The following is a 25,645-nucleotide window of genomic DNA, read 5'->3' as shown; positions in this document are numbered from 1 at the left end:
GCATTGATACGGCACAACCTGCCGGGATTGTAAGCGAGAGTGGACCGGAGTCAAGCACCCACGGAGTGAAATTCAAAGTGATGCGCTAGTAGTTCGTTCCATTAAATGGGCTACAGATCAGGCAGCTTTCCTGTCGAATTTCTTCCAACGAAACACCACGGGTGCCTGATTCATTTCCTTGAAGCCCTTGAGGATGCGCGTCTTGGTAGTGGTCCAGACGTGGATATGAGTCCAATATAGTATTTTATAATCAATATGTTATAGATTAGCATATCCACTTGAGGAACACCACCCACCTTGACATTCACCGACAGGCAGCCCACGGACTACGGGTCCACCGAATAGTTACTGCTGGCTGGAGGAAGATCCGCCAGAGCGTGGTACCACAATCCGATTCAGGCGACATTCGTCTGATGCAAGCGGCCGCGGCCGAATACATCTTGGCAAGCCCTGCTGCGGGAGATGACTCGCTCTGGATTGCCCGGAAAAGAAAGTTTCCACTTTGCACGCCAGACGCAAAGACAGATTCCATCCCGCGTATCACCATAGCAAGTATTTATTCATTAAATCAATGATATTATTTCTGGCACGTTTCTTGTTTGCATCGTCATCACTTGCTGCATGCATACGTTCGGGGCGTACCGATCTTAAGCTCCGGACAATTCGTCGTGCAACGAGATAGGGGGCGGGAAGATGGCAAACACTGGTCTGTTGAAGCTGGAGGCTGATGCGAGCACCGGGCCGATTTCGATGCTGATTGTTTCGCCATGGAGTTGAGCGAAGAAGGCCACCGGAAGGTTACTGCCTTTACAAACTCGGCTCCAAGAGTCCCCGAGAAGCCGACACCATTGCCCAACGATCCTGTTCGACGGCGCTGGCGGCGGCATCTGGTTCCTTGGGTTGGGGTCTTTTTGAGGGGAAGCACATGAAGAAAATAAAGCTGATCGCACCGATAGCGGCCCTGTTATTGGGCATCTCTGGTCCGGCATCGGGAAAGTTGGTCTTCAATCTGGACTTTGGCCAGGACGGAAACTACGAGACAAGCTGGAATCTCGCTCTGAATGACACCATTCGGGCGGATCTTTACGTCTCTAACGTCCCGAATCCCGGTCTGATCTCCATGGGGTTTGATCTGGTTTATAACCTTTCCCACCTGCAGGTAGCGAGCGCCAGTGTGGCGTCGATCTGGGAGTTAGGGTGGGTGAACAGCACGGCTCCGGAGGTAGAAGCCGGGGGAGGACAAGTGTCATTCCCACCGTTAGCAGGGGATCGCATTCTGCTCGCAAGCGTGGAGTTCACGAGTAGCGCCTATGGGATGAGCACGCTGTCGCTCTATGACAGCGACCGTGGAGGGTTCTTCGACGACTTTGTTCTCGAGAACGGCACCGTCCTGGATGACGATCTCGCGAGCGGTATCGTCCTGGCCCAAGTCAACACTCCCAACTTGATACCTCTCCCAGGCACCCTCGCATTATTGGCGCCCGGTCTGGTCGCGCTGCTGGCGTCGAGGAGCAGAATGAAGCTGATCGATGAGGAGAAGAGATCATGAAGCGGATCAAGAGTATCAAGCGCATGCAGTCCTGCGGCAACGCCTTGGCCGTCGGGGCTGTACTGGGTATGCTGCCGGTCGTTGGCCTGCAAGCCGCTCCACCGGCCGGAGCCATTCCATTGCAGAAACGGGCGCAGGTTCCCGTCAAGAAGCCGCTACCCATACCGGCAACGCGCAGTGTGTTGCCACGCATCGATGTAGCGCCCAACGCGCAAGGGGAGCGTATCCTGACCGTCCCGGGACCGATCCTGCCCTCTGCCAAGGGGGCTCCAGCGGCGGGAAAATCCTCTCTCCTCCCCAAGGGCCAGGCGGCGCCGCGCAAGGCTCATTACAAGGAGGGCGAAATCCTGCTTCTCTTCAAGAAGGGGGTTAACGCAGCCACGGCCAGCCAAGCGATGAGCACCAACGGCTTGACCCTGGCCAAAAGCTTCGACAGCCTTTCCAGCATGACCGGCCAGGTTTTCGCCCTGGCGCGGGGGCCCAAAGGGATGACAACTGCAGCGCTTCTGACCCGGATGAAAGCCGATTCGCGCGTGCAGGCGGCTTCCTTTAACTATGGCAAGCGGCCCACCGCGGGATGCCCGGGCACCCCCCCGAATGACCCCTACTTCGATGGTAGTCAGTGGTCGCTGTGCAACTACGGGCAAACCGGCGGGGTGGTCGATGCAGACATCGACGCCACCGAGGCCTGGGCTCACCACACCGGCTCCAGCGGTGTCGTCATGGCCGTGCTGGACACCGGCGTAGATTATACCCACCCGGACCTGCAAGCCAACATGTGGGTTAATCCGGGGGAGATACCCGGCAACGGTATCGATGACGACGGCAACGGCTATGTGGACGACATCCATGGCATCGATACCGGTATGGGCGACAGTGACCCCTACCCGGTTGGCCACGGCCACGGCACCCATGTGGCCGGCATCATGGCGGCGGCGGGAAACAACGGCCAGGGAGTAGCCGGAGTCAACTGGACGGGCCAGATCATGGCGATCCAAGGCTTCTCGCCTGACGGTTATCTGTACGATGATGCTGAATTGGAGGCCTTGCAATACATCCTGATGATGAAGCAGCGCGGCGTGAACGTGGTGGCGGTCAATGCTTCCTATGGCTGCACTGGCTGCTATAACGAGGTCGAGAAGACAGCCATTGGCGCTCTGGGCGATGCTGGGATCATTTTCGTCGCGGCGGCGGGGAACGACGCTGTAAACAACGACATTGATCCCCACTACCCGTCAAGCCACGACCTGCCCAACATCATCAGCGTGGCCGCCACCAATCACAATGACGCGCTGGCCGGGTTCTCCAACTACGGCCGGAACTCGGTGGACCTGGGCGCGCCTGGGGACTCGATCCTCAACACCTTCTGGTGGACTCAGTATTGGCCCAGACCGGGCGACTCCTTCTTCGACGGCATGGAAGCAGGATCCGGTGGCTGGACGGCGGCATCACCGTGGTCCATCACCGGGGAGCAGTCCCAGAGTCCGACCCACGCCTGGTCCGACAGCCCCGGCGGCAACTACAGCGACAACCAGTCCGTTGCGCTCACCAGTCCGCCGATTAACCTGAGCGGCGTGTCGGGGCCGCTGTCCCTGGGCTTCTATGCCCGACACGACCTGGAATATGGCTCCGACTGGCTGGATGTCTATTACGTCATGGGTGGATCATCACCACAGTGGACGCTGACGGAGGAACAGTCCCAGAGCCCCACCCACGCCTGGTCCGACAGCCCCAATGGGAACTATGTCAACAACGCTTACGTCGCCCTGGAAAGCCCGACGATGAATCTGTCCGTGGCGCCGTCAGGGAATACCTGGATGACCTTCTCTCTGAGGGGCGAAATCGAAAGCGGTTTTGACGAACTGCGCGTATTCTGTTATGGGAGTGGTGTATGGACCTACCTTGGTTACCTGGACGGCTTAGTCGCTAACTGGACCCTGTTTTCCGCACCGGTCCCCGATGCCTGCCGGACCGCGGACGCCAAGTTTGCCTTCGATCTGGTGACGGACTCCAGCATCACCTACGACGGTTACTACATCGACGACGTGGCCGTAACGGATGGTAGTTTCACCACGACCTACTTCTCCGACAACATGGAGAACGGCCAGAACGGTTGGATGGTGTACAACTATGGAGGTATTTATTATGTAGGCGGCCTCACCGGCAGCAGCGAAGGCCAGTGGCGGCTGTACACCGCGCCGATCGACCCGGCGTTCTACACCAACCCGTTCCAGGTGATGTTCGTCTTGAACACTGACTCTTCCGTTACTGCCGACGGCGTATACCTGGACGACATCGGGATCGGTGTACCCGAGGGCACGAATGGCTATTCCTTCCTGAGTGGTACCTCCATGGCCGCGCCTCATGTAACCGGCGCGGTAGGCTTCCTGGCCGGTCTTCATGACGAGCCAATGCCGGACCGCATCAATCGCATCCTGCGCAGCGCGGATCGTATACCGGCACTGGCAGGGATCACGGTCACCGGAGGGCGGCTCAACCTGGCCAACGCCATCGACCGGGCTGACCTCAGTCTGGCCATGACGGTGAACAACCCAACTCCCACCCTGGGCAGCAACGTCAGCTTCACCATCACGGTGAGCAACGCGGGTCCTCAAGCCGCCACCGGCGTGCAAGTCCTGGATCTGCTGCCCGCCAGCCTGAGCTTCGTCTCTGCCACGCCTTCCTCTGGGAGCTACAACTCAGGCAGCGGTCTGTGGCAACTGGGGACTATCACCAATGGCAGCAGCGCCACCTTGCAGATCACCGCTATGGTGACCGCCACCGGATCGATTGAGAATATCGCTCAGGTAGCGGCCGCGAATCAACCCGATCCAGATTCGACCCCGGGCAATGGCGTAGTCAGCGAAGATGATCAGAGCAGCGCCTTCCTGATCATTCAGCCGGTCCCACCGTGCAAGGGCGACTTCGACGGTGATGGCGATGTGGACGCGACGGATTTGGGCATCTTTAATGCGGCCTACGGCTCGCGGAGGGGTCAAGTCCGGTACAACGACGCCGCTGACTTCGACCAGGATGGTGATGTGGACGGTACCGACCTGCGCACCTTCCGCGCGCATTACGGGCGGACGGACTGCCCGCCGCTTTTGCCCCAGTAACTCGGTCTGACTAAAGCGAAACAGTCGTTCTGATGGCCAAAGGGCCAGTTCCCTGGCAAGGGGGCTGGCCCTTGTTGAGGCCTTTTCGCTCCTTGCAAACCCTTGCCACTACTGGGTTTGAGACGGGGGCTGAAATTTTCTACTCCAGTTTAGGGCCTGTTTTCCGCCGTTCAGCGGTCGTTTATGCATTGGCCATCAACTTTCCCCCCACCACAGGTTTTCTGGTCTGGAAGTCGGTATAAGCCCTGGCCAGCCCTTCTGTCAGGCTCACCTTGGCTCGACAGCCCAGGGCGTGCAGGCGCGAGATATCCATCAGCTTTCTTGGCGTGCCGTCCGGTTGGCTGGGGTCAAATTCGATACGGCCGGGGTAGCCGATCACATGGGCAACAGTTTCGGCCAGTTGGCGGATGGTGAGTTCTTCGCCGCTGCCGACGTTGATGTGCGAGAGCATCGGCCGGGTGTGGGCCTGGTAGGTGGCCGGCGCCAGGTTCATCACTTGCACACTGGCCTCGGCCATGTCGTCGACGTAGAGAAATTCGCGCATCGGGGTGCCGGTGCCCCATAAGGTGAGGCAAGGCTCCAGTTGCAAGGTGCATGTGTCGTGCAACTGGCGCTTGAGTTCCTGGGGAATGGGACCGTTTCTGGTTTCGTCCTGTTCGATCGCCGGCCAGTTGCGGGCGGCGGCGAGTTTGGCAAGGTGCAGCTTGCGGATCATCGCCGGAATGACGTGGCTATTCTGCAGATCGTAGTGGTCACCGAGGCCGTAGAGGTTGGTGGGCATGACGCTGCGGTAGTCGGTGCCGTATTGGCGGTTGTAGCTTTCGCAGAGCTTGATGCCGGCGATCTTGGCGATGGCATAGGGTTCGTTGGTCGCTTCCAGGGTGCCGGTGAGCAGTGCCTCTTCCGGCATCGGCTGCGGGGCGAGTTTGGGGTAGATGCAACTGCTGCCGAGAAAGAGGAGTTTCTGCACGCCGACGCGCCAGGATTCATGGATGATGTGAGCCTCGATCATCAGGTTCTGGTAGATGAATTCGGCCGGGTAGGTCTGGTTGGCGTGAATGCCGCCGACTTTTGCAGCGGCGAGATACACCTGTTCGGGTCTTTCCGCTTCGAAGAAGGCGCGCACGGCGGCCTGCTGGGTGAGGTCCAGTTCGGCGTGCGTGCGGGTGATCAGAGTCGCTCCGCCGCGCTGCTGCAGGCTGCGGACGATGGCGGAGCCGACCATGCCGCGGTGGCCGGCGACGTAGATTCGGGTTGGCGTCATGATCTGCTCATTCGTTGTGGTCGAAGGTCTTGAAGCCTGCGAGTTTGACCAGTGCGTCGCGCCTGGCGGAATTGTAGTCGGCCAGCACCATTTCCTGGACCAGTTCGTGCAGGCTGGTGGTCGGCGTCCAGCCGAGTTTTTCACGGGCTTTGCTGGGGTTGCCCAGCAGGGTCTCGACTTCGGTCGGGCGGAAATAGCGCGGGTCTACCCGGACGATGACCGTACCCGGTTTCACTTTGGCCTGGTCGCCTTCGACTCGGGTCACGATCCCGATTTCATCGACGCCATCGCCTTCGAAACGCACGCGCATGCCCAACTCCAGCGCGGCGAATTCGACAAACTGGCGGACGCTGTATTGCACGCCGGTAGCGATGACGAAGTCTTCGGGGTGGTCCTGCTGCAGCATCAACCACTGCATTTCGACATAATCACGAGCGTGGCCCCAGTCACGCAGGGCACTGAGGTTGCCTAGATAGAGGCAGTCCTGCAGACCGAGGGCGATACGGGCGATGGCGCGGGTGATCTTGCGGGTGACGAAGGTTTCGCCGCGAACCGGGCTTTCGTGGTTGAAGAGGATACCGTTGCAGGCATAGATGCCGTAGGCCTCGCGGTAATTGACGGTGATCCAGTAGGCGTAGAGCTTGGCGACGGCGTAGGGGCTGCGCGGATAGAAGGGGGTCGTTTCCTTCTGCGGGATTTCCTGGACCAGTCCGTACAGTTCCGAAGTGCTGGCCTGGTAGAAGCGGCTTTTCTTTTCCAGGCCGAGGATGCGGATCGCTTCGAGCATGCGCAGGGCACCGATGCCGTCTGCGTTGGCGGTGTACTCGGGTTCTTCGAAGCTCACGGCCACGTGGCTTTGCGCGGCCAGGTTGTAGATCTCATCGGGCTGCACCTCCTGGATGACGCGGATCAGACTGGTCGAGTCGGTGAGGTCGCCGTGGTGGAGAATGAAGCGCCGCCCGGGCTCGTGCGGATCTTGATAGAGGTGATCGATGCGGTCGGTATTGAATAGCGAGGAACGGCGTTTGATGCCGTGCACTTCGTAACCCTTGTGGAGCAGGGATTCAGCCAGGTAAGCGCCGTCCTGGCCGGTCACGCCGGTAATCAGGGCAACCTTTTGATGGGAGGTCATAGGGGGGTCATCCGTCAGGGAATCTACGATGCTTGGGAAGGTTGAAGGGGTAGAGCGATCTGCGCTGGGCTTGCGCCCATGCTAGCGCCGTGCCCGAATGTATCGACATTCAACAGGTTTGTATTGCGGGCAGAAGTCGCTCAACCCGCAGCAGGGGCTGGGGTGGCGACAGGCTTTCAGCGGCCGAACGGGCCAGGCAGCACGATTCTCCACCTTGCGGTGAAGCCTGGAACGATACCAGACGAGTCCTTGAACGGACAAGCGCATCTTTTCCGGTCTGTTGTGAAACCAGGCGCGGGCCCCCGGCACCAAAGGGATCAGCAGGCAAATTCCCCGCTACCGGGTCAGCGCCATGAACAGTTCGGGCAGCCGCTCCGGCAAGCGAGCGACGCGGTCGATCACCGAAAACCTCCGCCCGAAGATGTCGCTGACGTAGTCGTCGGCCTTGCGGTCGAGGCTGATGCAGTAGGTGAAGATGCCTTTCTGGTCGAGTTCACCGACCGATTTGCGGGCGTCTTCGATCAGCAGGCGCGGATCATGGACGTCGACGTCGGCAGGCTGGCCGTCGGTCAGGACCAGCAGCAATTTCTTCTCGGTTTTTTGTGCGCCGAGGTAGTGCGCGGCGTGACGCATCGCCGCACCCATGCGTGTCGAATAGCCGGCCTGCATCGCCGCGAGGCGGCTCTTGACGGTATCACCCCAGCTTTCACTGAAGCCCTTGAGGTGCAGGTAGCGGACGTCGTGACGGGTGTCGGAGTGGAAACCGGCAATGGCGAAGGGGTCGCCAAGCTGCTCGATCGACCAGCCGAGCAGCGATACAGCTTCCTGACTCAGTTCGAGAATGCTCTGTTCGCCACCGTTGGTGCCGACCTTGACCCGGTCGGCCAGCGACTTCGAGAGGTCGAGCAGGAGCAGCACCGCCAGATTGCGGCCGCTGCTGCGGTGGCTCATGTTGATGCGCGGATCGGGATGGGCGCCGCCCTTGAAATCGATCAGCGAACGAATGGCAATGTCGAGATCGAGTTCACTGCCGTCTTCCTGATAGCGGATGCGGACTCGCTCCTGTGGTCTCAGCAGATCCAGCAGACGCTTCAGGCGCCGAGCCAGCGCTGCGTGTTTTTCCAGCAGGCGATCGATGTCACGGGCGTCAGCACTCGGGTGCAGCGATTCGTAGAGGCTCACCCAGTCCGGCCGGTAGCTCTGGCTCTGGTAGTCCCACTCCGGGTAGTGGCGCGGCGGCAGGCGTTCGACCTCGGCGGCGGTGGTCGTTGAACGCTGCTCGTTGAACATTTCCTCGTCGTCGCTCAACTCGTGGAAGCGCCAGAGATGGCGATTGTCGTCGCGATAGCCGACCTCGCTATCGGTAAAAAAAGACACTGGCCAGTTGGTCGCTCTGACGTCGGGTGCGTGCGACGTAGGAGAGTGCGAGCTGGGCGATTTCTTCGCTGCTCGAATCGCCTTGCTGCAGCGTTTCCTGGAAGCGCCGCACGAACTCCAGCAGGATCACGTCCTGGTAGCCGTGCTCGGGGTCGAGCACGGCGCGTGACAGCATCGCCAGACGATGGCGAAGGCAGGAATGAGTCTCCGGGTTGCAGGCACCTTCCACCGGCTTCGGATGCAGCGCCAGGAAACTGCGACGCAGGCCGGGATACGCGCGCAGGATCAGCGTCTCGATGCGACTGTCTTCGAAGAACTCGATCGCCATGCGCTGCATGGGGCTGAAGTTGTCGGCAAACATCGCCTGGCTCCAGCGCCGATGCGCTGCGATATGGGCCAGTGTGACGCGGTAGCGGTCGATGCCGGAAACACCGCTGGCGTCATCGAGGACGTCGGGCAGGCGGATTCCCGACGGGTCGTAGTAGGGAAGCGGCGGCAGTGCCTGATCGATGTCGCTGGCGTAGGGGACCAGTTGCGCGCTGTCTTGCCACAGGGCACGCAGGTAGAGATCGAGCCGGCGTTCGTTGTCGAGCAGGAGCGTGCCGTGCCGCTCGCGCTGCAGCACGGCGCGGCTGTCGGCCGACTGCAGGCTGAAGTAGGCACGCTGTCGTTCGGGATGGTTGTGGTAATTGCGGATGCCGTAGTCAAGCCAGTTTCTCAGTCCGGCGATGGTCAGCGCATTGAGCAGCCGTGGCGCCTGCGCGAAAAACTCCGGTAGCCCTGGGCTGGCGAAGGTCTGGTGGATACCATGGATTGAACCGGTGGTGCGCTCCATGAAGTCCAGCGCCAGGTCCAGGTAATGTTGCATCTGCTCGCGTGCCCCCAGCCGTCGGGCGACCGCCGCCAGGCTCTGCAGGAAAGGGGTGATGGCCTTGCCATTCGGTGATTTCCAGAGCCTGTGCACGGTCCGGGTGAGCGGCGGCAAGGCGTCTTCACCGAGGATTGCGGCAATCGCTGGCCACTTCTCGAGGAATGCCAGCACCGGTTCGACGCCACGCCCCATGCGGCTCAGAAAACGTGCGTAGTCGAGGTAGGCAGCGACACCATCGGCGGTGAGCACGCGCAACGCCTCGACCAGACAGCCCTCGAAGACCTCATTGACCTGCGGAAAGCGGCAGTCGAGTTGCTCGCGGTACAGGCGCAGGCGTTCGCTCCAGGCGGCGCCCGTCTGCTCGTCTGTGCTCGAGTCCGCTGGCATGCTTTTACGTTCCATCGCGATCAGGCAAAGGTCGCGTCGATCGCGTGATCCAGGGTATCGCGGATATCATCGTCGTCAGTGATCGGCCGCACGAGAGCCATTCGACAGGCGTCACGGGGCGCGACGCCACCCTTGATCAGGGTTGCAGCGTAGACCAGCAGACGCGTCGAGATCCCCTCATCGAGACCATGACCTTTGAGCCGGCGGGCGGCGGCGCCGATGTTCACCAGTTGCACGGCAATGCGGCTATCGATGCCGCTTTCACTGCAGAGGATGGCGGTCTCCAGATCGGCATCGGGATAGTCGAACTCGAAAGCCGTAAAACGCTGCTTGGTCGACTGCTTGAGATCTTTCATCAGGCTCTGATAGCCAGGGTTGTACGAGATGACCAGTTGAAAATCGGGATGCGCGTGGATCAACTCGCCCTTCTTGTCTAGCGGCAGAGTACGCCGGTGGTCGGTCAAGGGGTGGATCACCACCGTCGTGTCCTGACGCGCCTCGACAATTTCGTCGAGGTAACAGATCGCCCCGATGCGCGCGGCGGTGGTCAGCGGCCCATCGAGCCAGCGTGTGCCGTTGGCTTCGAGCAGGTAACGCCCGACCAGGTCGGAAGCGGTCATGTCTTCGTTGCAGGCGACGGTGAGCAGGGGCTTGCCAAGCTTCCAGGCCATGTATTCGATGAAGCGGGACTTGCCGCAGCCGGTCGGTCCCTTGACCATCACCGGCAGGCGCGCCGCGTAAGCGGCTTCGTACAGTGCTACCTCGTTTCCTTGCGGCTGGTAGAAAGGTTCGGCGATTACCCTGAATTGCTCCTTGTCGGTCATTTCCCATCCCTCATGTGCACTCATCCGACCGGTGTCAGGCAACAGCCCAGCATCGGCCCGCGCCTTCTGACCACAGACCACCGACTCAGCGATGAACGCCGAGCTTCTCGCGCCAACCCGGATAGAGCTTGTCGGCGTCCCCCGGGAAGGACTCGAAGGCGCGTGCGAATTCATGGTGCTCCCTCGCCCACTCGATCGGATCGGCGCCAGCCTTCCAGCACTCGTAAGCCTGCCGCAGCGAAAGCGCACCGGCCGCCGGACTGTCGATATGGCCATAGGAACCGCCACCGGAGGTGTTGATGACGTTGCCGTGGCCGAGATTCTCGAAAAATCCCGGCAAACGCAATGCATTCATGCCGCCGGAGATGATCGAGGTGGTCGGCTTCATGCCGTACCACTTCTGGTAATAGACCGGGCCCTGACACTCGTCACGCTCCAGCATGTAACAGATGTTCTTGTCCGAGCTCTCGCCTTCCATCTTGCCGAAACCCATGGTACCGACATGGATGCCGGATGCCCCTTGCAGACGCGCAATCTTGCCCAGCACGAATGCCGTGTAGCCGCGCTTGGCGGATGGCGAGGTGATCATGCCGTGACCGGCACGGTGATAGTGCAGATATTGGTTGGGGTACTGCCGGCGGGCGGTGGTGATCATGCCTGGACCGCCCACGAAACCATCGACCAGGAAGGCGACTTTGTCGGCATCGGGGCCGAAGGTTTCCAGGATGAAGTCGGCGCGATGGAGCATTTCGTAATGGTCATCGGCAGTGATATTGGCGGAAAAAATCTTGGCCTGCCCGGTTTCATCCATGGCACGCTTCATGGCGTCATAGACCAGGGGGTACACTTTCCTCGCCGGGCAGAACACCTGATTGCCCTGCGGCTCATCATTCTTGATGAAGTCGCCGCCCAACCAGAACTGGTAGGCGGCCTTGGCGAACGGCTCCGGACGCAGCCCCAACTTGGGCTTGATGATCGTGCCGGCGATGTAGCCGCCATCCTTGAGCGGGCGTCCGAGGATCCGCCACAGATCCGAGATGTCCTTGGCCGGGCCGTCGAAGAGCTGAATGGCGCGCTCGGGAACGAAGATGTCATGGATCTTGCCGTGTTCGATGTCGCCCATGCCCTGGTTGTTGCCGATGATCAGCGTCAGAATCGATACCATCATCATGCGACCGTCGATCATGTTGCGGTCGAACAGATCCAGTGGATAGGCGATGCGCATGTCTTCGGTGGCTTCGTCGATGGAATAGACCAGGGCATCGACGCCCTTGGTGAAGTCATCGGTGGTACTGGTCTCGACATTCGTACCCGTGGAAGATTCTGCGGCAAAGTGAGCGGCCGACTCAAGATAGCCATAGCCGGCTTTCGGCTTCATTTTGTACGCCACCAGAATGTGCTTGCCCCCCCTGATCAGGTCTTCTTCCTTCAGGCTGAGGTCGGCGTAACGATTCGATTGGTCCATGCTTGTCTCCGTATCGATGAGGGTAAATACCGTGTTGGATCATGTGCGACAAGTGTAGGCGGCCAAATTGATTATTAAAAGTTAAACTTTTTTTCTATTTATGGTTAGTTTTTGCTTTCCTATTGAACGCCCGCCGAAGAACTGAACCAGTCCCTGCCCGATGCCCGCCCAGCAGTACGCACCCTGCCCGCCAACGCTTCGTAACGGACAGTGGCAAAGCCTGCCATTTTGGCGGATAATTTGTCCATGCGACTGAACCCACCGTCCCGAGCCAGCGAAATATCGTGCCTACTGCGTTCCCCCCCCTGACCAGCGTCGTCCACGCCCTTGCCATGGACGCGCTCCAGCATGCCAGTTCCGGCCATCCTGGCATGCCTATGGGATGGCCGATGTCACAACAGTCCTCTGGCGTCGCCCCCTGCGCCACAATCCGGCCGATCCCCTGGCCGGATCGCGATCGTTTCGCTCTCTCGAACGCTCACGGATCAATGCTGAATATGTTGGACGCGACGGTGCCGTGGTCGGCATCGATCGCTTTGGAGAGCCGGCAGCTGCCGGCCAGTGGTTTGACTTTTTCGGTTTCACGGTGACCCACCTAGTTAGCACCGTGAGATCACTGTTGTCATTTCTCAAGGAGACCGTTTCATGACAATCAAAGTAGGGATCAATGGGTTTGGCCGTATCGGCCGGATGGTGTTTCGCGCCGCAATTCAGAATTTCGAGGACATCGAAGTGGTCGGCATCAACGACCTGCTCGAACCCGACTATCTGGCGTACATGCTCAAGTATGACTCGGTGCATCGTCGCTTCCAGGGTAGCGTTGCGGTCGAAGGCAACACCCTGGTCGTCAATGGCAAGAAGATCCGTCTGACCGCCGTCAAGGACCCGGCCGAGCTGAAGTGGGACGAGGTTGGTGCAGACATCGTCGTCGACTCGACCGGCCTCTTCCTGACCACCGAATCGTGCCAGAAGCATATCGCCGCCGGCGCCAGGAAGGTCATTCAGAGCGCACCCAGCAAGGACGACACACCGATGTTCGTGTTCGGCGTCAATGACCAGACCTATGCCGGTCAGACGATCATCTCGAATGCTTCGTGCACCACCAACTGCCTGGCACCTGTTGCCAAGGTATTGAATGACAACTGGGGGATCAAGCGCGGTCTGATGACCACCGTGCACGCCGCCACGGCTACCCAGAAAACCGTCGATGGCCCGTCCAACAAGGACTGGCGCGGTGGCCGTGGCATCCTCGAGAACATCATTCCGTCCTCGACCGGTGCTGCCAAGGCCGTCGGCAAGGTCATTCCCGAGCTGAACAAGAAGCTCACCGGCATGGCCTTCCGCGTTCCGACCTCCGACGTCTCGGTCGTCGACCTGACCGTCGAGCTGAACAAGGACGCCACCTACGAAGAAATCTGTGCAGCCATGAAGGCAGCCTCCGAAGGTCCGATGAAGGGCATTCTCGGCTATACGAACGAGAAGGTGGTGGCCACCGATTTCCGTGGCGAGAGCTGCACTTCGGTGTTTGATGCCGAAGCCGGGATGGCCCTCGACAGTACCTTCGTCAAGGTTGTCTCGTGGTACGACAACGAATGGGGCTATTCCTGCAAGGTGCTGGAAATGGTCCGCGTAATGGCCCGCTAAACGACCATCGAGGGGCGCTTCCGGGCGCCCCTCTTGCCTCTCCGATTCTCCTGTGAGAGTGTGCGGTACCCTCACATTGCTGCGAAGCAGGGCAGGGAGTTTCCTCCGTTGAAGGATACTTCCCGTGCTTTCGGTCCCGTTTCGGGCCCATTGACCCCGCAGCCCTCTAATCGTCGCAGGGCAATAAGACCGTGCGCTCCGTGACAAGAAAAAAGGAAACCCATGTCACGCGATACCAAGATCGTTGCCACCCTCGGTCCGGCCTCATCTGATGCCACAGTACTGGAACGTATGATCCGCGCTGGCGTCGATGTCGTGCGCCTGAACTTTTCCCATGGCAAACCGGAGGATCACATCGCGCGGGCACAAATGGTTCGTGAGGTGGCAGCCCATGTCGGGCGCCCGGTCGGGATTCTCGCCGATCTTCAGGGACCCAAGATCCGCGTCGGCAAATTCGCCGACGGCAAGGTCCGGCTCGAGAACGGCGAACGCTTCATCCTCGACGCCAATTGCGAACTGGGCAATGCCGAGCGCGTTGGCCTCGACTACAAGGCTCTGACCCGTGACGTTTCTGCCGGAAGCGTATTGCTGCTCGACGACGGTCGCATCGTCCTTGACGTGAAACGCGTCGTCGGTTCGGAGATCTTCACCATCGTCCGCCACGGAGGCGAGCTTTCCGACAACAAGGGGATCAACCGCCAGGGCGGCGGTCTCTCGGCGCCTGCACTGACCGCCAAGGACATGGAAGACATCCGCACAGCGGCAGGCATCGAAGTCGACTTCCTGGCCGTCTCCTTTCCCAAGAGTGCGGCCGACATGTACATGGCCAAACAACTGATTCACGCGGCGGGTGGGCAGGCGCAGACCATTGCCAAGATCGAACGGGTCGAGGCCGTTGCCGCTCTCGAAGAGATCATCGCCGCCTCTGACGGCATCATGGTCGCGCGCGGGGATCTTGCTGTCGAAGTCGGAGATGCCGCCGTTCCGGCACTGCAGAAGCGCATGATTCGCCTGGCACGCGAGAAGAACAAGCTGGCCATCACGGCAACGCAGATGATGGAATCGATGATTTCCTCGCCGGCGCCGACGCGTGCCGAAGTCTCCGACGTCGCCAATGCGGTACTCGACGGTACCGACGCGGTGATGCTTTCGGCCGAAACCGCATCCGGCCGGTATCCGGTCGAAACCGTCGAGGCGATGGCGCGCATCTGCCTGGAAGCCGAAAAGTCTGCCGCAGTAACTCTCGACCACGAGTTCCTCAATCAGGTCTTCACGCGTATCGATCAGACCATTTCCCTGGCTGCCATCTGGACGGCGCACCACCTCAAGGTCAAGGCCATCGCCGCACTCACCGAGACAGGCGCGACGGCCCTGTGGATGAGCCGCCTGAACTGCGGTGTCCCGGTCTATGCATTGACCCCGCAAGCCGATGCAGTGACCCGGATGAGTCTCTACCGAGCGGTATTTCCCTTGTTCATGAAACAGCGGCCAGCGACTCGCGAAGAACTGCTCTATGATGCCGAGCAATTGCTGATGAATGAGGGGATTGTGGAAAATGGAGACCTGATCGTGCTCAGCGCCGGCGATCCGATGGGAACCAGCGGCGGCACCAATACGCTGAAGATCGTCCGGGTTGGCGATCCACAGCCATACAAGATCTAACCCCGAATTGCTACCGGATCAAGCACGTGACCGAAGCCCTCTTTGAATCGACGATCACCAGCCTGCCGCTGCTCGGCCGCGGCAAAGTGCGCGACATTTACGCCATCGACACCGAGAAGCTGCTGATCGTGACCAGCGATCGCCTTTCGGCCTTCGACGTCATCCTGCCGGACCCGGTGCCCGACAAGGGAAAGGTACTGACACGGCTGGCCAGTTTCTGGTTCGCCAAACTCGCCGGCATCATCCCCAACCAGATGACCGGCATCGACCCTGAAACGGTGGTGAATGCCGACGAGCGTGCGCAGGTCCGTGGCCGTTCGCTGGTCGTGAAACGCTTGCGACCGCTGCCGATTGAAGCGGTGGTGCGCGGCTATCTGAGCGGATCGGGATGGCAGGACTACCAGGCCAGCGGCAGGGTTTGCGGAATCCGACTAGCGGCCGGTCTGCGGCTCGCGAGCAGGCTGCCGCAGCCGATCTTTACTCCGGCAACCAAAGCGGCCATCGGCAATCACGACGAGAATGTATCTTTCGAACGCGCCCAGGCCGACTGTGCGCTGGCACTCGCCGATCTGCTGGCTGCGACCGGCCAGAGCGCCGAGGCAATCGTCACGCAGGCGCGCGACGCGGCCATTGCGCTGTATCGCAGCGCCGCCGAGCACGCGGCGGCACGCGGAATCATCATTGCCGATACCAAATTCGAATTCGGCGTCGATGCTGTCGGCACGCTGCATCTGATCGATGAAGCACTGACTCCTGACTCGTCACGCTTCTGGCCGGCCGACGCCTACCACAACGGCAGCAACCCGCCGTCCTACGACAAGCAGTACGTCCGCGACTATCTTGAGACACTGGACTGGAACAAGCGAGCGCCGGGCCCCCGATTACCGCCAACGGTGCTCGCCGCAACCCGCGCAAAATATATCGAGGCCTGCGAGCGCCTGACCGGCGAAGCGTTTGTCGATTGACCGGCGCACGGATATCAGCATCACGACACGCCCGTCTACGTCCACCTCAGCAAGGAGAACGCATGCCTCTGGAGCCAAGCCCCCCTGATCGCAGCAACATCCCGCCGAAAGTCCGCAGCGCCTCCATCGACCGACCTTTCGCCTGGCTGGCGACGGGCTGGGCTGACCTCTGCGCCAACCCGATCGCCAGCCTTGCCTATGGTCTGTTGTTTGCGATTGCCGGCGACGTGATCACGATTTTTGCGTGGCACAAAGGACAACTGTTCATCATCGCGACTTCCGGCTTCTTTCTGGTCGGCCCGTTTCTTGCCGGAGGGCTGTACGAGATCAGCCGCCGCCGCGCGGCAGGCCAGACTTCGACTTTCTTCAGTTCGTTCGCCGGTGGCCGGCGCAACGCGCCGGAACTCACCATGATGGGCCTGCTTCTGGCAATGATCGGGCTGACCTGGGAACGCATCACGACCTGGCTGTTCGCCTTGCTGGCACCGATGATTACACCGGACCTGCTCGAGCTGCTGGCAGAGATCCACCTGTCGACCGACCATCGTGATCTGCTGCTGATCTGGATCATGATCGGCGGAGCGCTGGCCTTGTTCGTCTTTTCCATCACCGTCGTCTCGGTGCCGATGCTGCTCGATCGCCGGGTACCCTGCGGCATTGCCATCCGAACCAGTCTGCGCACCGTCGATGCCAATCTGCTGCTGATGATCCTCTGGGGTGCAATTGTGGTCATACTGACCGGGATCGGTTTTCTCACCCTGTTCTTCGGACTGATCGTTCTCATGCCGCTGCTTGGCCACGCTTCGTGGCACGCGTATCGCGACCTTGTAGAATAGGGGAACTGCCGAGCGTCGCGTCGTAATCCGCGCTCGCCCCCTTCTGGAACCACGGAATCCCTGATGACTGAACACACCCTGCAAGACAACCCGCTGCTCGATTTTTCCGGCCTGCCTCGCTTCGATGTGCTGACGCCGGCCGATGTGCAACCCGCGATCAGTGCGCTGCTCGAACGCGGCCGCGCACTGATCGAGCGGCTGACCGCCGACGACCTTGCTGCGACCTGGGCTGATTTCGCGGCACCGCTCGCCGATGGTTTTGAACAACTGTCACGGGCCTGGGGAATGGTCTCGCATGTCCACTCGGTCAATGACATTCCCGACTGGCGGGACGCCTACAATGGCATGCTGCCCGAGGTCTCCTGTTTCTACGCCGAGGTGGGGCAGAACCTCAAGCTGTTCGACAAGTACAAGGCGATCGCCGCAAGCCCCGAATACGCACTTCTGTCGGTGGCGCAGCAGCGAATCGTCGAGCACGAGATTCGCGATTTTCGCCTCAGCGGTGCGGAGCTGCCCGCAGAGGACAAGCCTCGCTTCCAGGCGATTGCCGAGGAACTCGCACAGCTCTCGGCAAAGTTTTCGGAGAATCTTCTCGACGCCACCAACGCATTTGCCGAAGTGCTGAGCGACGAGAGCGAACTTGCCGGACTGCCTGAGGATGCTCGACAAGCTGCCCGCGAAGCTGCTGAACGAGACGGCAAGAGTGGCTGGAAGTTCACCCTGCACATGCCCTCCTACCTGCCGGTGATGCAGTACGCCGACAGCCGCCGTCTGCGCGCCGTGATGTACCGCGCCTACGCCACACGCGCCGCCGAATTCGGTGCCGCCGAACTCGACAACACGCCACTGATTCGACGCATCCTCGAACTCCGCCGCGAGCAAGCGCAACTGCTCGGCTACCAGAACTACGCCGAGGTTTCGCTGGTGCCGAAAATGGCCGCATCGGTGCCCCAGGTGCTCGACTTCCTGCACGATCTGGCGGTCAAGGCCAGGCCTTTTGCCGAGCAGGACATCGCCGACCTGCGCGCCTTTGCCCGCAGCGAACTCGCTCTCGATCGCATGGAAGCCTGGGACGTCGCCTACGTTTCCGAAAAGCTGCTGCAAGCACGTTATGCCTTCTCGGAACAGGAAGTGAAACAGTATTTTACCGAGGACAAGGTTCTCGTCGGTCTGATCACGGTCATCGAAAAGCTGTTCGGCGTTCGTATCCAGCCCGACCGCGCGCCGCTATGGCATGCTGACGTTCGCTTCTACCGGATCGAGACACCTGCCGGCGAACTGATCGGTCAGTTCTACCTCGACCTCTACGCTCGCGAAACCAAACGCGGCGGCGCCTGGATGGACGAGGCGATCAGCCGTCGCAAACTGCCACAGCGGTTGCCAACGCTGACCAGCGACGATATACAGAAACCGGTCGCCTATCTCAACTGCAACTTTTCCCGGCCAGTCAGCGACCAGGATGGAAGGCTGCGGCCGGCAACCTTCACGCACGACGAGGTGATCACCCTCTTCCACGAGACCGGTCATGGCCTGCATCACCTGCTGACACGTGTTGACGAGATCGGTGTCGCCGGCATCCATGGCGTCGAATGGGATGCGGTCGAATTACCATCGCAGTTCATGGAGAACTATTGCTGGGAATGGAACGTGCTGCAGGAAATGAGCGCTCATATCGACACCGGCGAGCCCTTGCCGCGCACCCTGTTCGACAAGATGCTGGCAGCGAAGAACTTCCTGAGCGGCATGCAGACCCTGCGGCAGGTCGAGTTTTCGCTGTTCGACCTGTTGCTGCACAGCGAATTCGACCCCGCCGGTGATCTCAGCGTGCTCGAACTGCTGTCCGAGGTACGGCGCCAGGTAGCGGTCCTCGTTCCACCTGAATGGCATCGTTTCCCGAACAGCTTTGCGCACATCTTCGCCGGCGGTTACGGCGCTGGCTACTACAGCTACAAGTGGGCCGAGGTACTCTCGGCTGATTGCTACGGCGCTTTCGAAGAGACCGGCAACCCCTTTGACCCGGCGACAGGACAGCGCTTCCTCAACGAAATCCTGTCGATCGGCGGCAGCCGTTCGGCGATCGACAACTTCCGCGCCTTCCGTGGCCGCGAGCCGCAGGTCGACGCCCTGCTGCTGCACAGTGGCATGATCAAGGCGTAAGACATCGAGGACCAGACCAAGCATGCTCCCTACGGCCGCACGGCGCTTTGGCAGCGCCACCGCCATCCTGCTGCTGATCACCGGTACGGTCAGCGCCCAGACCACCTACCGCTGGATCGACCCGAAAAGTGGCGGCACCATTATCTCCGACCTGCCGCCGCCACCGGGAGCCCGACAGGTCATGAAATATACGAACACGACCGGCGTGGATGAACAGCAGTTACCGTATGCGGTTCGCCAGGCAAGCGAAAAATTCCCGGTCGTCCTGTACACCAGCGCCGGCTGCGTCACCTGCAAGCAGGCGCGCACTCTGCTCAATGGTCGCGGCGTTCCGTTCTCCGAGAAGGTGCTCAACAGCGAAGAAGAACTCGCCGAACTCGGCCGGCAACTCGGTGGTGGTGAAGCGTTGTTACCCAGTATTAGCGTCGGTCGGCAAAACATGCGGGGCTTTGCCCCAGCCGCCTGGAACGAACTTCTCGACGCCGCCGGTTATCCGGCCAATGCACCCTATCGCGCCAAGCCCTCCGGAAGAACTGCTATGGAATGAAGCGAACCGTGCTACAAGCAAAAACGGCCCGGGAGTTGCATGACTCCCGGGCCGTTTGCCGAACAGGCGACTACTGGTGCTTAGTGACCCGAGGCCGAGGAAGAGCCGAATCCGGTCTCCGAACGAACCTTCTGCGCTGGATAAAGCGAACGCTCAAGCTGAGCCTGCTTGCTATTGTCCAGCTTGGAAACCACATAGATCACCACGAACGCCGCGGTCATCGAGAAGATGGCCGGTGAAGAGTACGGGAACCATGCGCTGCCTTTGGGATTCTTCAGGACGGCTTCCCACACCGATGCCGACATGATGGTCAGGGCAACCGAGCTGATCAGGCCGACAATGCCACCGGCCACGGCGCCCTTGGTCGTGCAGTCCTTCCAGAGCACGGACATGAAGAGGATCGGGAAGTTCGCCGAACACGCGATGACGAAGGCCAGCATCACCATATAGGCAACATTTTCCTTCTCGAACGCGATCCCGAGACCGACCGCAACGACACCGAGGCAGACCGTGGTCATCTTGGAAACCCGCAGTTCGTGCGCCGAGTCGGCCTTGCCCTTCTTGAACACCGTCGCGTAGAGGTCGTGCGATACCGCCGAGGCGCCCGACAGCGTCAGACCGGAGACCACCGCCAGGATGGTCGCGAAAGCCACTGCCGAGATGAAGCCGAGGAAGACATTGCCACCGACGGCGTTCGACAGGTGGATGGCCGCCATGTTGCCGCCGCCCCGCAAGCCATCCCAGACCAGCTTGCCGTCCGCTCCGACGGCTTGCACACCATCGACCATCTTCGGCACGTAGTAGGGTGCCGGATCCTGCGTCAGCATGACGATGGCGCCGAAACCGATGATGAAGGTCAGGATGTAGAAGTAACCGATCCAGGTGGTCGCCCAACCGACCGACTTGCGTGCTTCCTTGGCACTCGGAACGGTGAAGAAGCGCATCAGGATGTGCGGCAGGCCCGCCGTCCCGAACATCAACGCCATGCCGACCGAAATTGCGGAGATCGGATCCTTGATCAGCACCCCCGGAGACATGATCGCATCGTGCTTGGCGTGTATTTCGACGGCCTTGGAAAACAGTGCCTCGGGGTTGAAATTGAACTGCCAGAGCACGGCCAGCGCCATGAAGGTGGCACCGGAGAGCAGCAGGATGGCCTTGATGATCTGCACCCAGGTGGTGGCAGTCATGCCACCAAAGAGCACATAACACATCATCAGCACACCGACGATCATCACCGCGTAGATGTACTCGAGGCCGAACAGCACCTTGATCAGCTGACCGGCACCGACCATCTGGGCGATCATGTAGAAAGCCACGACGACCAGCGTGCCGACCGCGGCAAAGGTCCGCGTCGGCGTTTGTGCGAAGCGATAGGAAGCCACATCGGCAAAGGTGAACTTGCCCAGGTTGCGCAGCCGCTCGGCCATCAGGAAGGTGATCACCGGCCAGCCGACCAGCCAGCCGATCGAGAAGATCAGCCCGTCAAAGCCGTTGGCGAAGACCAGACCGGAGATGCCGAGGAAGGACGCAGCGGACATGTAGTCGCCGGCGATCGCCAGACCGTTCTGAAAGCCGGTAATGCCGCCGCCGGCAGTATAGAAGTCGGCCGCCGTCTTGGTTTTCATCGCGGCCCAGCGGGTGATCCCCAGGGTAACCAGGACGAAGGCGACGAACATCGCAATCGCCACCCAGTTGGTGGCCTGCTTGGTGGTATTGCCGAGGTCGGCACCAGCCGCCAGAACGCCGCCGCTGGCAAGCAGGCCCAAGGTCAGGCCGAGAATGTTGCGTGTGGATTGGCTGATCATCTCTTGTTGGCCTCCCTGAGGATCTCGGCATTCATATCGTCGAACTCGGTGTTGGCACGACGGACATAGATGTTGGTGACGACGATCGTGAAGATGATCACCCCCACCCCCAGCGGATCCCGATCGACGTGACCATGCCGGCACCCAGCTTGCCAGCCAGCCATTCCTTGTTGAAAGCAATCAACAGGATATAGCCGTAGTAGACAATGATCATCAGGGCCGACAGGATATAGCCGAATGAATTGCGCTTATGCACCAGCTCGTGATACTTCGGATTGGCCTCAATCCGTGCAACGACGTCTTCGCTCACTATTGTCTCCTCCTCAAAAAAATTCCCAGTGTCGAGTCACTTATCATGACTTCGATCTAATCATAAAGACCAATACTTACTTCCTGCTTACGCCAGCATGGGAACTCCCGAATCCACCAGAACTTGCTAGAATTCGCCTCCATCCATTTGACCCGGCATGCCATAAAAATGACTGATGCAAGCCTGCTCCATGAGTTGATCCAGAGATCTGCCAATCGTCAGACGGACGCTGTCGCGCTGACTTACGGCAAACAGTCGATGAGCTACGGAAAACTCCAGCAGGCCATTGCCGGTTTCGTCAGCGGTCTCGTTGGCCTCGGCCTGCAACGCGGCGAGCGGGTGGCCATCTACCTCGAGAAGCGGCTGGAAACCGTCGTTGCAAGTTTTGGCACCACTGCCGCTGGCTGCGTCTTCGTGCCGCTGAACCCCTTGCTCAAGGCCGAACAGGTGGCCTACATCATGCGCGACTGCAATGTGCGGGCGCTCGTCACCTCTCCCGAACGTCTGTCGCTGCTGTCTGCTGCTCTTCCCGTCTGCCATGATCTGCGGCACGTCATCCTGGTCAATGCCGACCCCTTGCCTGCGGGCCCTGCTCCGCTCGCCTACCTGGGCTGGGGCGATCTGTTGCAGGCGGCCGCACAAACTGGCCACCGCGTCATCGACACCGATATGGCAGCCATCCTCTACACCTCGGGAAGTACCGGCAAACCGAAAGGGGTCGTACTTTCGCACCGCAATATGGTCGCCGGCGCCCTAAGCGTCGCGAGCTATCTCGAAAACAGCGCCGAAGACACACTGCTGGCCGCCCTGCCGCTGTCTTTCGATGCCGGCTTCAGCCAGTTGACTACGGCATTCCACGCCGGTGCGCGCGTCGTGCTGCTCAATTACCTGTTGCCCCAGGACGTGCTCAAGGCACTGGCGCGCGAAAGCGTGACCGGGCTGACGGCGGTGCCTCCCCTCTACATTCAGCTCTCGCAACTCGCCTGGCCAGAGGTCATCGGAAAACACCTGCGCTATTTCGCCAATACCGGCGGGCGCATGCCGCGCGAGACTCTGGCCGCCTTGCGCGCGCGCCTGCCGGAGAGCAAGCCCTATCTGATGTACGGTCTGACGGAAGCCTTCCGTTCGACCTACCTGCCGCCGGAGGAGGTGGACCGACGCCCGGACTCGATCGGCAAGGCCATCCCCAACGCCGAAATACTCGTTTTGCGCGAAGATGGCTCGCCCTGTGCGGCCAACGAACCAGGCGAACTCGTCCATCGCGGTGCGCTGGTGGGCATGGGTTACTGGAACGACCATGAAAAGACCGCCGAGCGCTACAAACCGCTGCCCGCGAACATGCCGGGCCGCGATGCCGGTCTGGTGCTGCCCGAAATCGCCGTGTTTTCGGGTGACACCGTGCGCCAGGATGAGGAGGGTTTCCTCTATTTCATCGGTCGCCGCGACGAAATGATGAAAACCTCGGGCTACCGGGTCAGCCCCACCGAGGTCGAGGAGGTGATCTACGCCACTCGCCTGGTCGGTGAGTGCGTTGCCTTCGGCGTGGATCACGCGACGCTCGGGCAGGCCATCCAGGTGATTGCCACGCCGGCCGCGGGCGACAGTCTCGATACCGCCAGCCTGCTCGCTGACTGCCGTAGCCGGATGCCCGCATACATGGTGCCGGCGGGCATTGTCGTGCGGCCAGGCCCCCTGCCACGCAACCCCAACGGCAAGATCGACCGCAAGGCCCTGGCCATTGAATTTCTCGCGACAGAGGTGGCCGCAGGTGAATAAACGAAGCTCCCCGGTGCATGCGCCGATGCGCCAGTTGCCGGTACAGGACGGCGAACTCGTCGTCGGCGGCATGCCGCTTTCGCGACTCGCCGCGCGTGTCGGGCAAACGCCTTTTTATGCTTACGATCGGCACTTGCTCACGCAACGCGTCGGCGAACTGCGGGCAGCGCTGCCGGCGACCCTGAAACTGCACTATGCGATGAAGGCCAACCCGATGCCGGCGCTGGTCTGCCACATGGCCGGCCTGGTCGATGGCATCGACGTGGCATCGGCTGGCGAACTGCAGGTCGCTCTCGACGCCGGGGTGAATCCGCGCGACATCAGCTTTGCCGGCCCAGGCAAACGACGCAGCGAATTGCAGCAGGCGGTCGCTGCCGGCATCCTGATCAACATCGAATCATTTCGCGAGGTTGCGGAACTGGCAGCAATCAGCGACGCGACCGGTTACACGGCACGCATTGCCGTGCGCGTGAATCCCGACTTCGAACTCAAAAGCTCGGGAATGAAGATGGGCGGCGGTGCCAAGCCGTTTGGTGTAGACGCCGAGCAGGTGCCCGAACTCCTGGCCGAGGTCGGCCGCAGCGGCCTGGCCTTTGAAGGCTTCCACCTCTTTGCCGGCTCACAGAATCTCAAACCGGAAGCCATCGTCGAAGCCCAGGGCAAAAGCTATGAACTGGCGCTGCGCCTCGCACAGTCTGCGCCGTCAACCGTCCGTTTCCTCAACCTCGGCGGTGGTTTTGGCATCCCCTACTTCCCAGGCGAGCAGCCGCTCGACCTGGCGCCAATCGGTGCCCATCTCGCCAGCATCGTCGAACGGGCCGGCCGCGAATTGCCCGCTGCCGAACTGCTCATCGAACTGGGGCGTTATCTGGTGGGGGAAGCCGGCATCTACGTCGCCCGCATCGTCGATCGCAAGGTCTCGCGCGCGCACACCTTTCTGGTCTGCGACGGCGGACTGCACCACCATCTCTCCGCATCGGGCAACTTCGGCCAGGTGATCCGCAAGAACTACCCGGTCGCCATCGGCAACCGGATGACGCCAACCGAACTTGAAACGGTATCGGTAGTGGGTCCGCTGTGCACGCCGCTCGACTTGCTGGCGGACCGAATGGAACTGGCCGAGGCACAGGTCGGAGATCTGGTCGTGATCTTCCAATCCGGCGCTTATGGTTTTACGGCCAGCCCGCAGGCCTTTCTCGGACATCCCGCCTGTGTCGAATTGCTGGTCTGAGCGCCAGCGAAGGCGCTCAGCAATCGGACGATCCAAGCGCTTCTTCTCAGAAAAATTTTCAGGGTGACCCTCAAGAAAAAGATCCAGGCGACGTTTACCTGATCAGGATATCCAGGAGAACCCCCATGAAATTCGCTCTCCCATCTCTTCCCCAGGTACTGATGATCGTCGCAACCGCAGTCCTTGCAGTCAATAGCGTTGCCGCTGCCCATTTCCTGCCGGGCAGCGCGCGCGTAGACAAAGGCCTGACGCTCTACCTGCCCAGCCCGGTTCAGGCCATGGCCGGCAGCATCCAGGCAGGGAGCGATAGTGCCGATTCCCTCGACCTCGACCAGATCCGCACGCAGGTCAGCACACTTGGCCTCGCCGGCTCCCAGAGTATGCTTTTCGACAGCAGATCCCGGGTGGTGGTCGCCGACGCCAACGGCTACCACAGCGCGCGCACCACGCAGAGCGATCTCGGACTGGGCCAGGCCGACCTGTGGGCACAGCGGCTGGGGAACATCGACAGTTCGCAGTCGGAATATGGCGGCATCCTCAATACCAACGACATCGCCATGCTGCGCCAGGTCATCCCGAGCAGCGGTCAGGACGGCGAATCCTCGCCGGCAAGCGCGCTGGCGATCATCGTGCTGCTGCTTGGCGGCCTGGGATACGCGCAATTGCAGGGAAAGGCAGTCAAGCCTCAACATGCGAAGCGGCGGCCGCTGTTTCCAGGATGACG

At 60.8% G+C, this 25,645-nt stretch carries 17 protein-coding genes and 2 pseudogenes; 12 read left to right on the top strand and 7 right to left on the bottom strand.

Annotated features, from left to right (window positions below; all coding sequences use genetic code 11):
* Positions 1 to 925 precede the first annotated feature (925 nt).
* Together E4Q08_RS09030 and E4Q08_RS09025 are read left to right on the top strand one after the other, a co-directional pair.
* Positions 926 to 1,549: a hypothetical protein gene (locus E4Q08_RS09030; RefSeq protein ID WP_169070145.1), complete on the top strand. Its 624-nt coding sequence runs from the start codon at positions 926 to 928 to the stop codon at positions 1,547 to 1,549.
* Positions 1,546 to 4,665, top strand: a complete 3,120-nt coding sequence (locus E4Q08_RS09025; RefSeq protein WP_169070144.1) for a S8 family serine peptidase — start codon at positions 1,546 to 1,548, stop codon at positions 4,663 to 4,665. Before E4Q08_RS09030 ends, E4Q08_RS09025 begins: the two co-directional genes overlap by 4 nt.
* Positions 4,666 to 4,846: 181 nt before the next feature.
* Here the strand turns inward: E4Q08_RS09025 and E4Q08_RS09020 are convergent, their stop codons facing one another.
* From E4Q08_RS09020 to E4Q08_RS09000, 5 genes and pseudogenes are all read right to left on the bottom strand, one after another.
* A complete protein-coding gene (locus E4Q08_RS09020; protein ID WP_169070143.1) occupies positions 4,847 to 5,929 on the bottom strand; it encodes a GDP-L-fucose synthase family protein in 1,083 nt (360 codons plus the stop codon).
* A 7-nt stretch (positions 5,930 to 5,936) separates the two neighbouring features.
* The gene (gene gmd / locus E4Q08_RS09015; protein WP_169070142.1) at positions 5,937 to 7,061 is read right to left on the bottom strand and encodes a GDP-mannose 4,6-dehydratase; all 1,125 of its coding nucleotides are present in this window, start codon (positions 7,059 to 7,061) and stop codon (positions 5,937 to 5,939) included.
* A gap of 336 nt (positions 7,062 to 7,397) precedes the next feature.
* Positions 7,398 to 9,696, bottom strand: a pseudogene (locus tag E4Q08_RS09010) (nitric oxide reductase activation protein NorD).
* A gap of 20 nt (positions 9,697 to 9,716) precedes the next feature.
* A complete protein-coding gene (locus E4Q08_RS09005; protein ID WP_169070141.1) occupies positions 9,717 to 10,520 on the bottom strand; it encodes a CbbQ/NirQ/NorQ/GpvN family protein in 804 nt (267 codons plus the stop codon).
* 85 nt (positions 10,521 to 10,605) lie between these two features.
* Positions 10,606 to 11,985 (bottom strand): ribulose-bisphosphate carboxylase, encoded by a 1,380-nt coding sequence (locus E4Q08_RS09000; protein WP_169070140.1) that lies wholly within the window; start codon positions 11,983 to 11,985, stop codon positions 10,606 to 10,608.
* 332 nt (positions 11,986 to 12,317) lie between these two features.
* Between E4Q08_RS09000 and E4Q08_RS08995 the strand changes: the two genes are divergently transcribed.
* The 7 genes from E4Q08_RS08995 (at position 12,318) to E4Q08_RS08965 (ending at position 19,796) form a co-directional block, all read left to right on the top strand.
* Positions 12,318 to 12,575: a thiamine pyrophosphate-binding protein gene (locus E4Q08_RS08995; protein ID WP_169070139.1), complete on the top strand. Its 258-nt coding sequence runs from the start codon at positions 12,318 to 12,320 to the stop codon at positions 12,573 to 12,575.
* Between the two features lie 55 nt (positions 12,576 to 12,630).
* Entirely contained in the window at positions 12,631 to 13,629 is a 999-nt protein-coding gene (gap, locus tag E4Q08_RS08990) for a type I glyceraldehyde-3-phosphate dehydrogenase (RefSeq protein WP_169070138.1), read from the top strand.
* Positions 13,630 to 13,851: 222 nt separating this feature from the next.
* Complete coding sequence (gene pyk / locus E4Q08_RS08985) at positions 13,852 to 15,291, top strand: pyruvate kinase (protein ID WP_169070137.1); 1,440 nt, start codon at positions 13,852 to 13,854, stop codon at positions 15,289 to 15,291.
* 26 nt (positions 15,292 to 15,317) lie between these two features.
* Positions 15,318 to 16,256: a phosphoribosylaminoimidazolesuccinocarboxamide synthase gene (locus tag E4Q08_RS08980; protein ID WP_034910698.1), complete on the top strand. Its 939-nt coding sequence runs from the start codon at positions 15,318 to 15,320 to the stop codon at positions 16,254 to 16,256.
* Between the two features lie 62 nt (positions 16,257 to 16,318).
* Positions 16,319 to 17,092 (top strand): DUF2189 domain-containing protein, encoded by a 774-nt coding sequence (locus tag E4Q08_RS08975; protein ID WP_169070136.1) that lies wholly within the window; start codon positions 16,319 to 16,321, stop codon positions 17,090 to 17,092.
* 63 nt (positions 17,093 to 17,155) lie between these two features.
* Positions 17,156 to 19,249, top strand: a complete 2,094-nt coding sequence (locus E4Q08_RS08970; protein ID WP_211203369.1) for a M3 family metallopeptidase — start codon at positions 17,156 to 17,158, stop codon at positions 19,247 to 19,249.
* A 22-nt stretch (positions 19,250 to 19,271) separates the two neighbouring features.
* The gene (locus E4Q08_RS08965) at positions 19,272 to 19,796 is read left to right on the top strand and encodes a glutaredoxin family protein (RefSeq protein WP_169070135.1); all 525 of its coding nucleotides are present in this window, start codon (positions 19,272 to 19,274) and stop codon (positions 19,794 to 19,796) included.
* Positions 19,797 to 19,876: 80 nt separating this feature from the next.
* Here E4Q08_RS08965 and E4Q08_RS08960 read toward each other — a convergent pair whose 3' ends face one another.
* On the bottom strand, positions 19,877 to 21,604 hold the full coding sequence (locus E4Q08_RS08960) for a cation acetate symporter (RefSeq protein WP_169070134.1): 1,728 nt from the start codon (positions 21,602 to 21,604) through the stop codon (positions 19,877 to 19,879).
* A pseudogene (locus E4Q08_RS08955) lies at positions 21,601 to 21,914 on the bottom strand (DUF485 domain-containing protein). Before E4Q08_RS08955 ends, E4Q08_RS08960 begins: the two are co-directional and overlap by 4 nt.
* A gap of 168 nt (positions 21,915 to 22,082) precedes the next feature.
* On the opposite strand from E4Q08_RS08955, the gene E4Q08_RS08950 reads away from it, so the two are divergent.
* The 3 genes from E4Q08_RS08950 (at position 22,083) to E4Q08_RS08940 (ending at position 25,643) form a co-directional block, all read left to right on the top strand.
* Entirely contained in the window at positions 22,083 to 23,690 is a 1,608-nt protein-coding gene (locus E4Q08_RS08950; protein ID WP_169070133.1) for an acyl-CoA ligase (AMP-forming), exosortase A system-associated, read from the top strand.
* 25 nt (positions 23,691 to 23,715) lie between these two features.
* Entirely contained in the window at positions 23,716 to 24,921 is a 1,206-nt protein-coding gene (locus E4Q08_RS08945; RefSeq protein ID WP_169070152.1) for a pyridoxal-dependent decarboxylase, exosortase A system-associated, read from the top strand.
* A gap of 125 nt (positions 24,922 to 25,046) precedes the next feature.
* Positions 25,047 to 25,643 (top strand): hypothetical protein, encoded by a 597-nt coding sequence (locus tag E4Q08_RS08940; RefSeq protein WP_169070132.1) that lies wholly within the window; start codon positions 25,047 to 25,049, stop codon positions 25,641 to 25,643.
* Positions 25,644 to 25,645: the final 2 nt, after the last annotated feature.

Source organism: Candidatus Accumulibacter contiguus (assembly GCF_012940005.1).
Lineage (GTDB): Bacteria > Pseudomonadota > Gammaproteobacteria > Burkholderiales > Rhodocyclaceae > Accumulibacter > Accumulibacter contiguus.
This window is presented reverse-complemented; position numbering and strand designations above follow the sequence as displayed.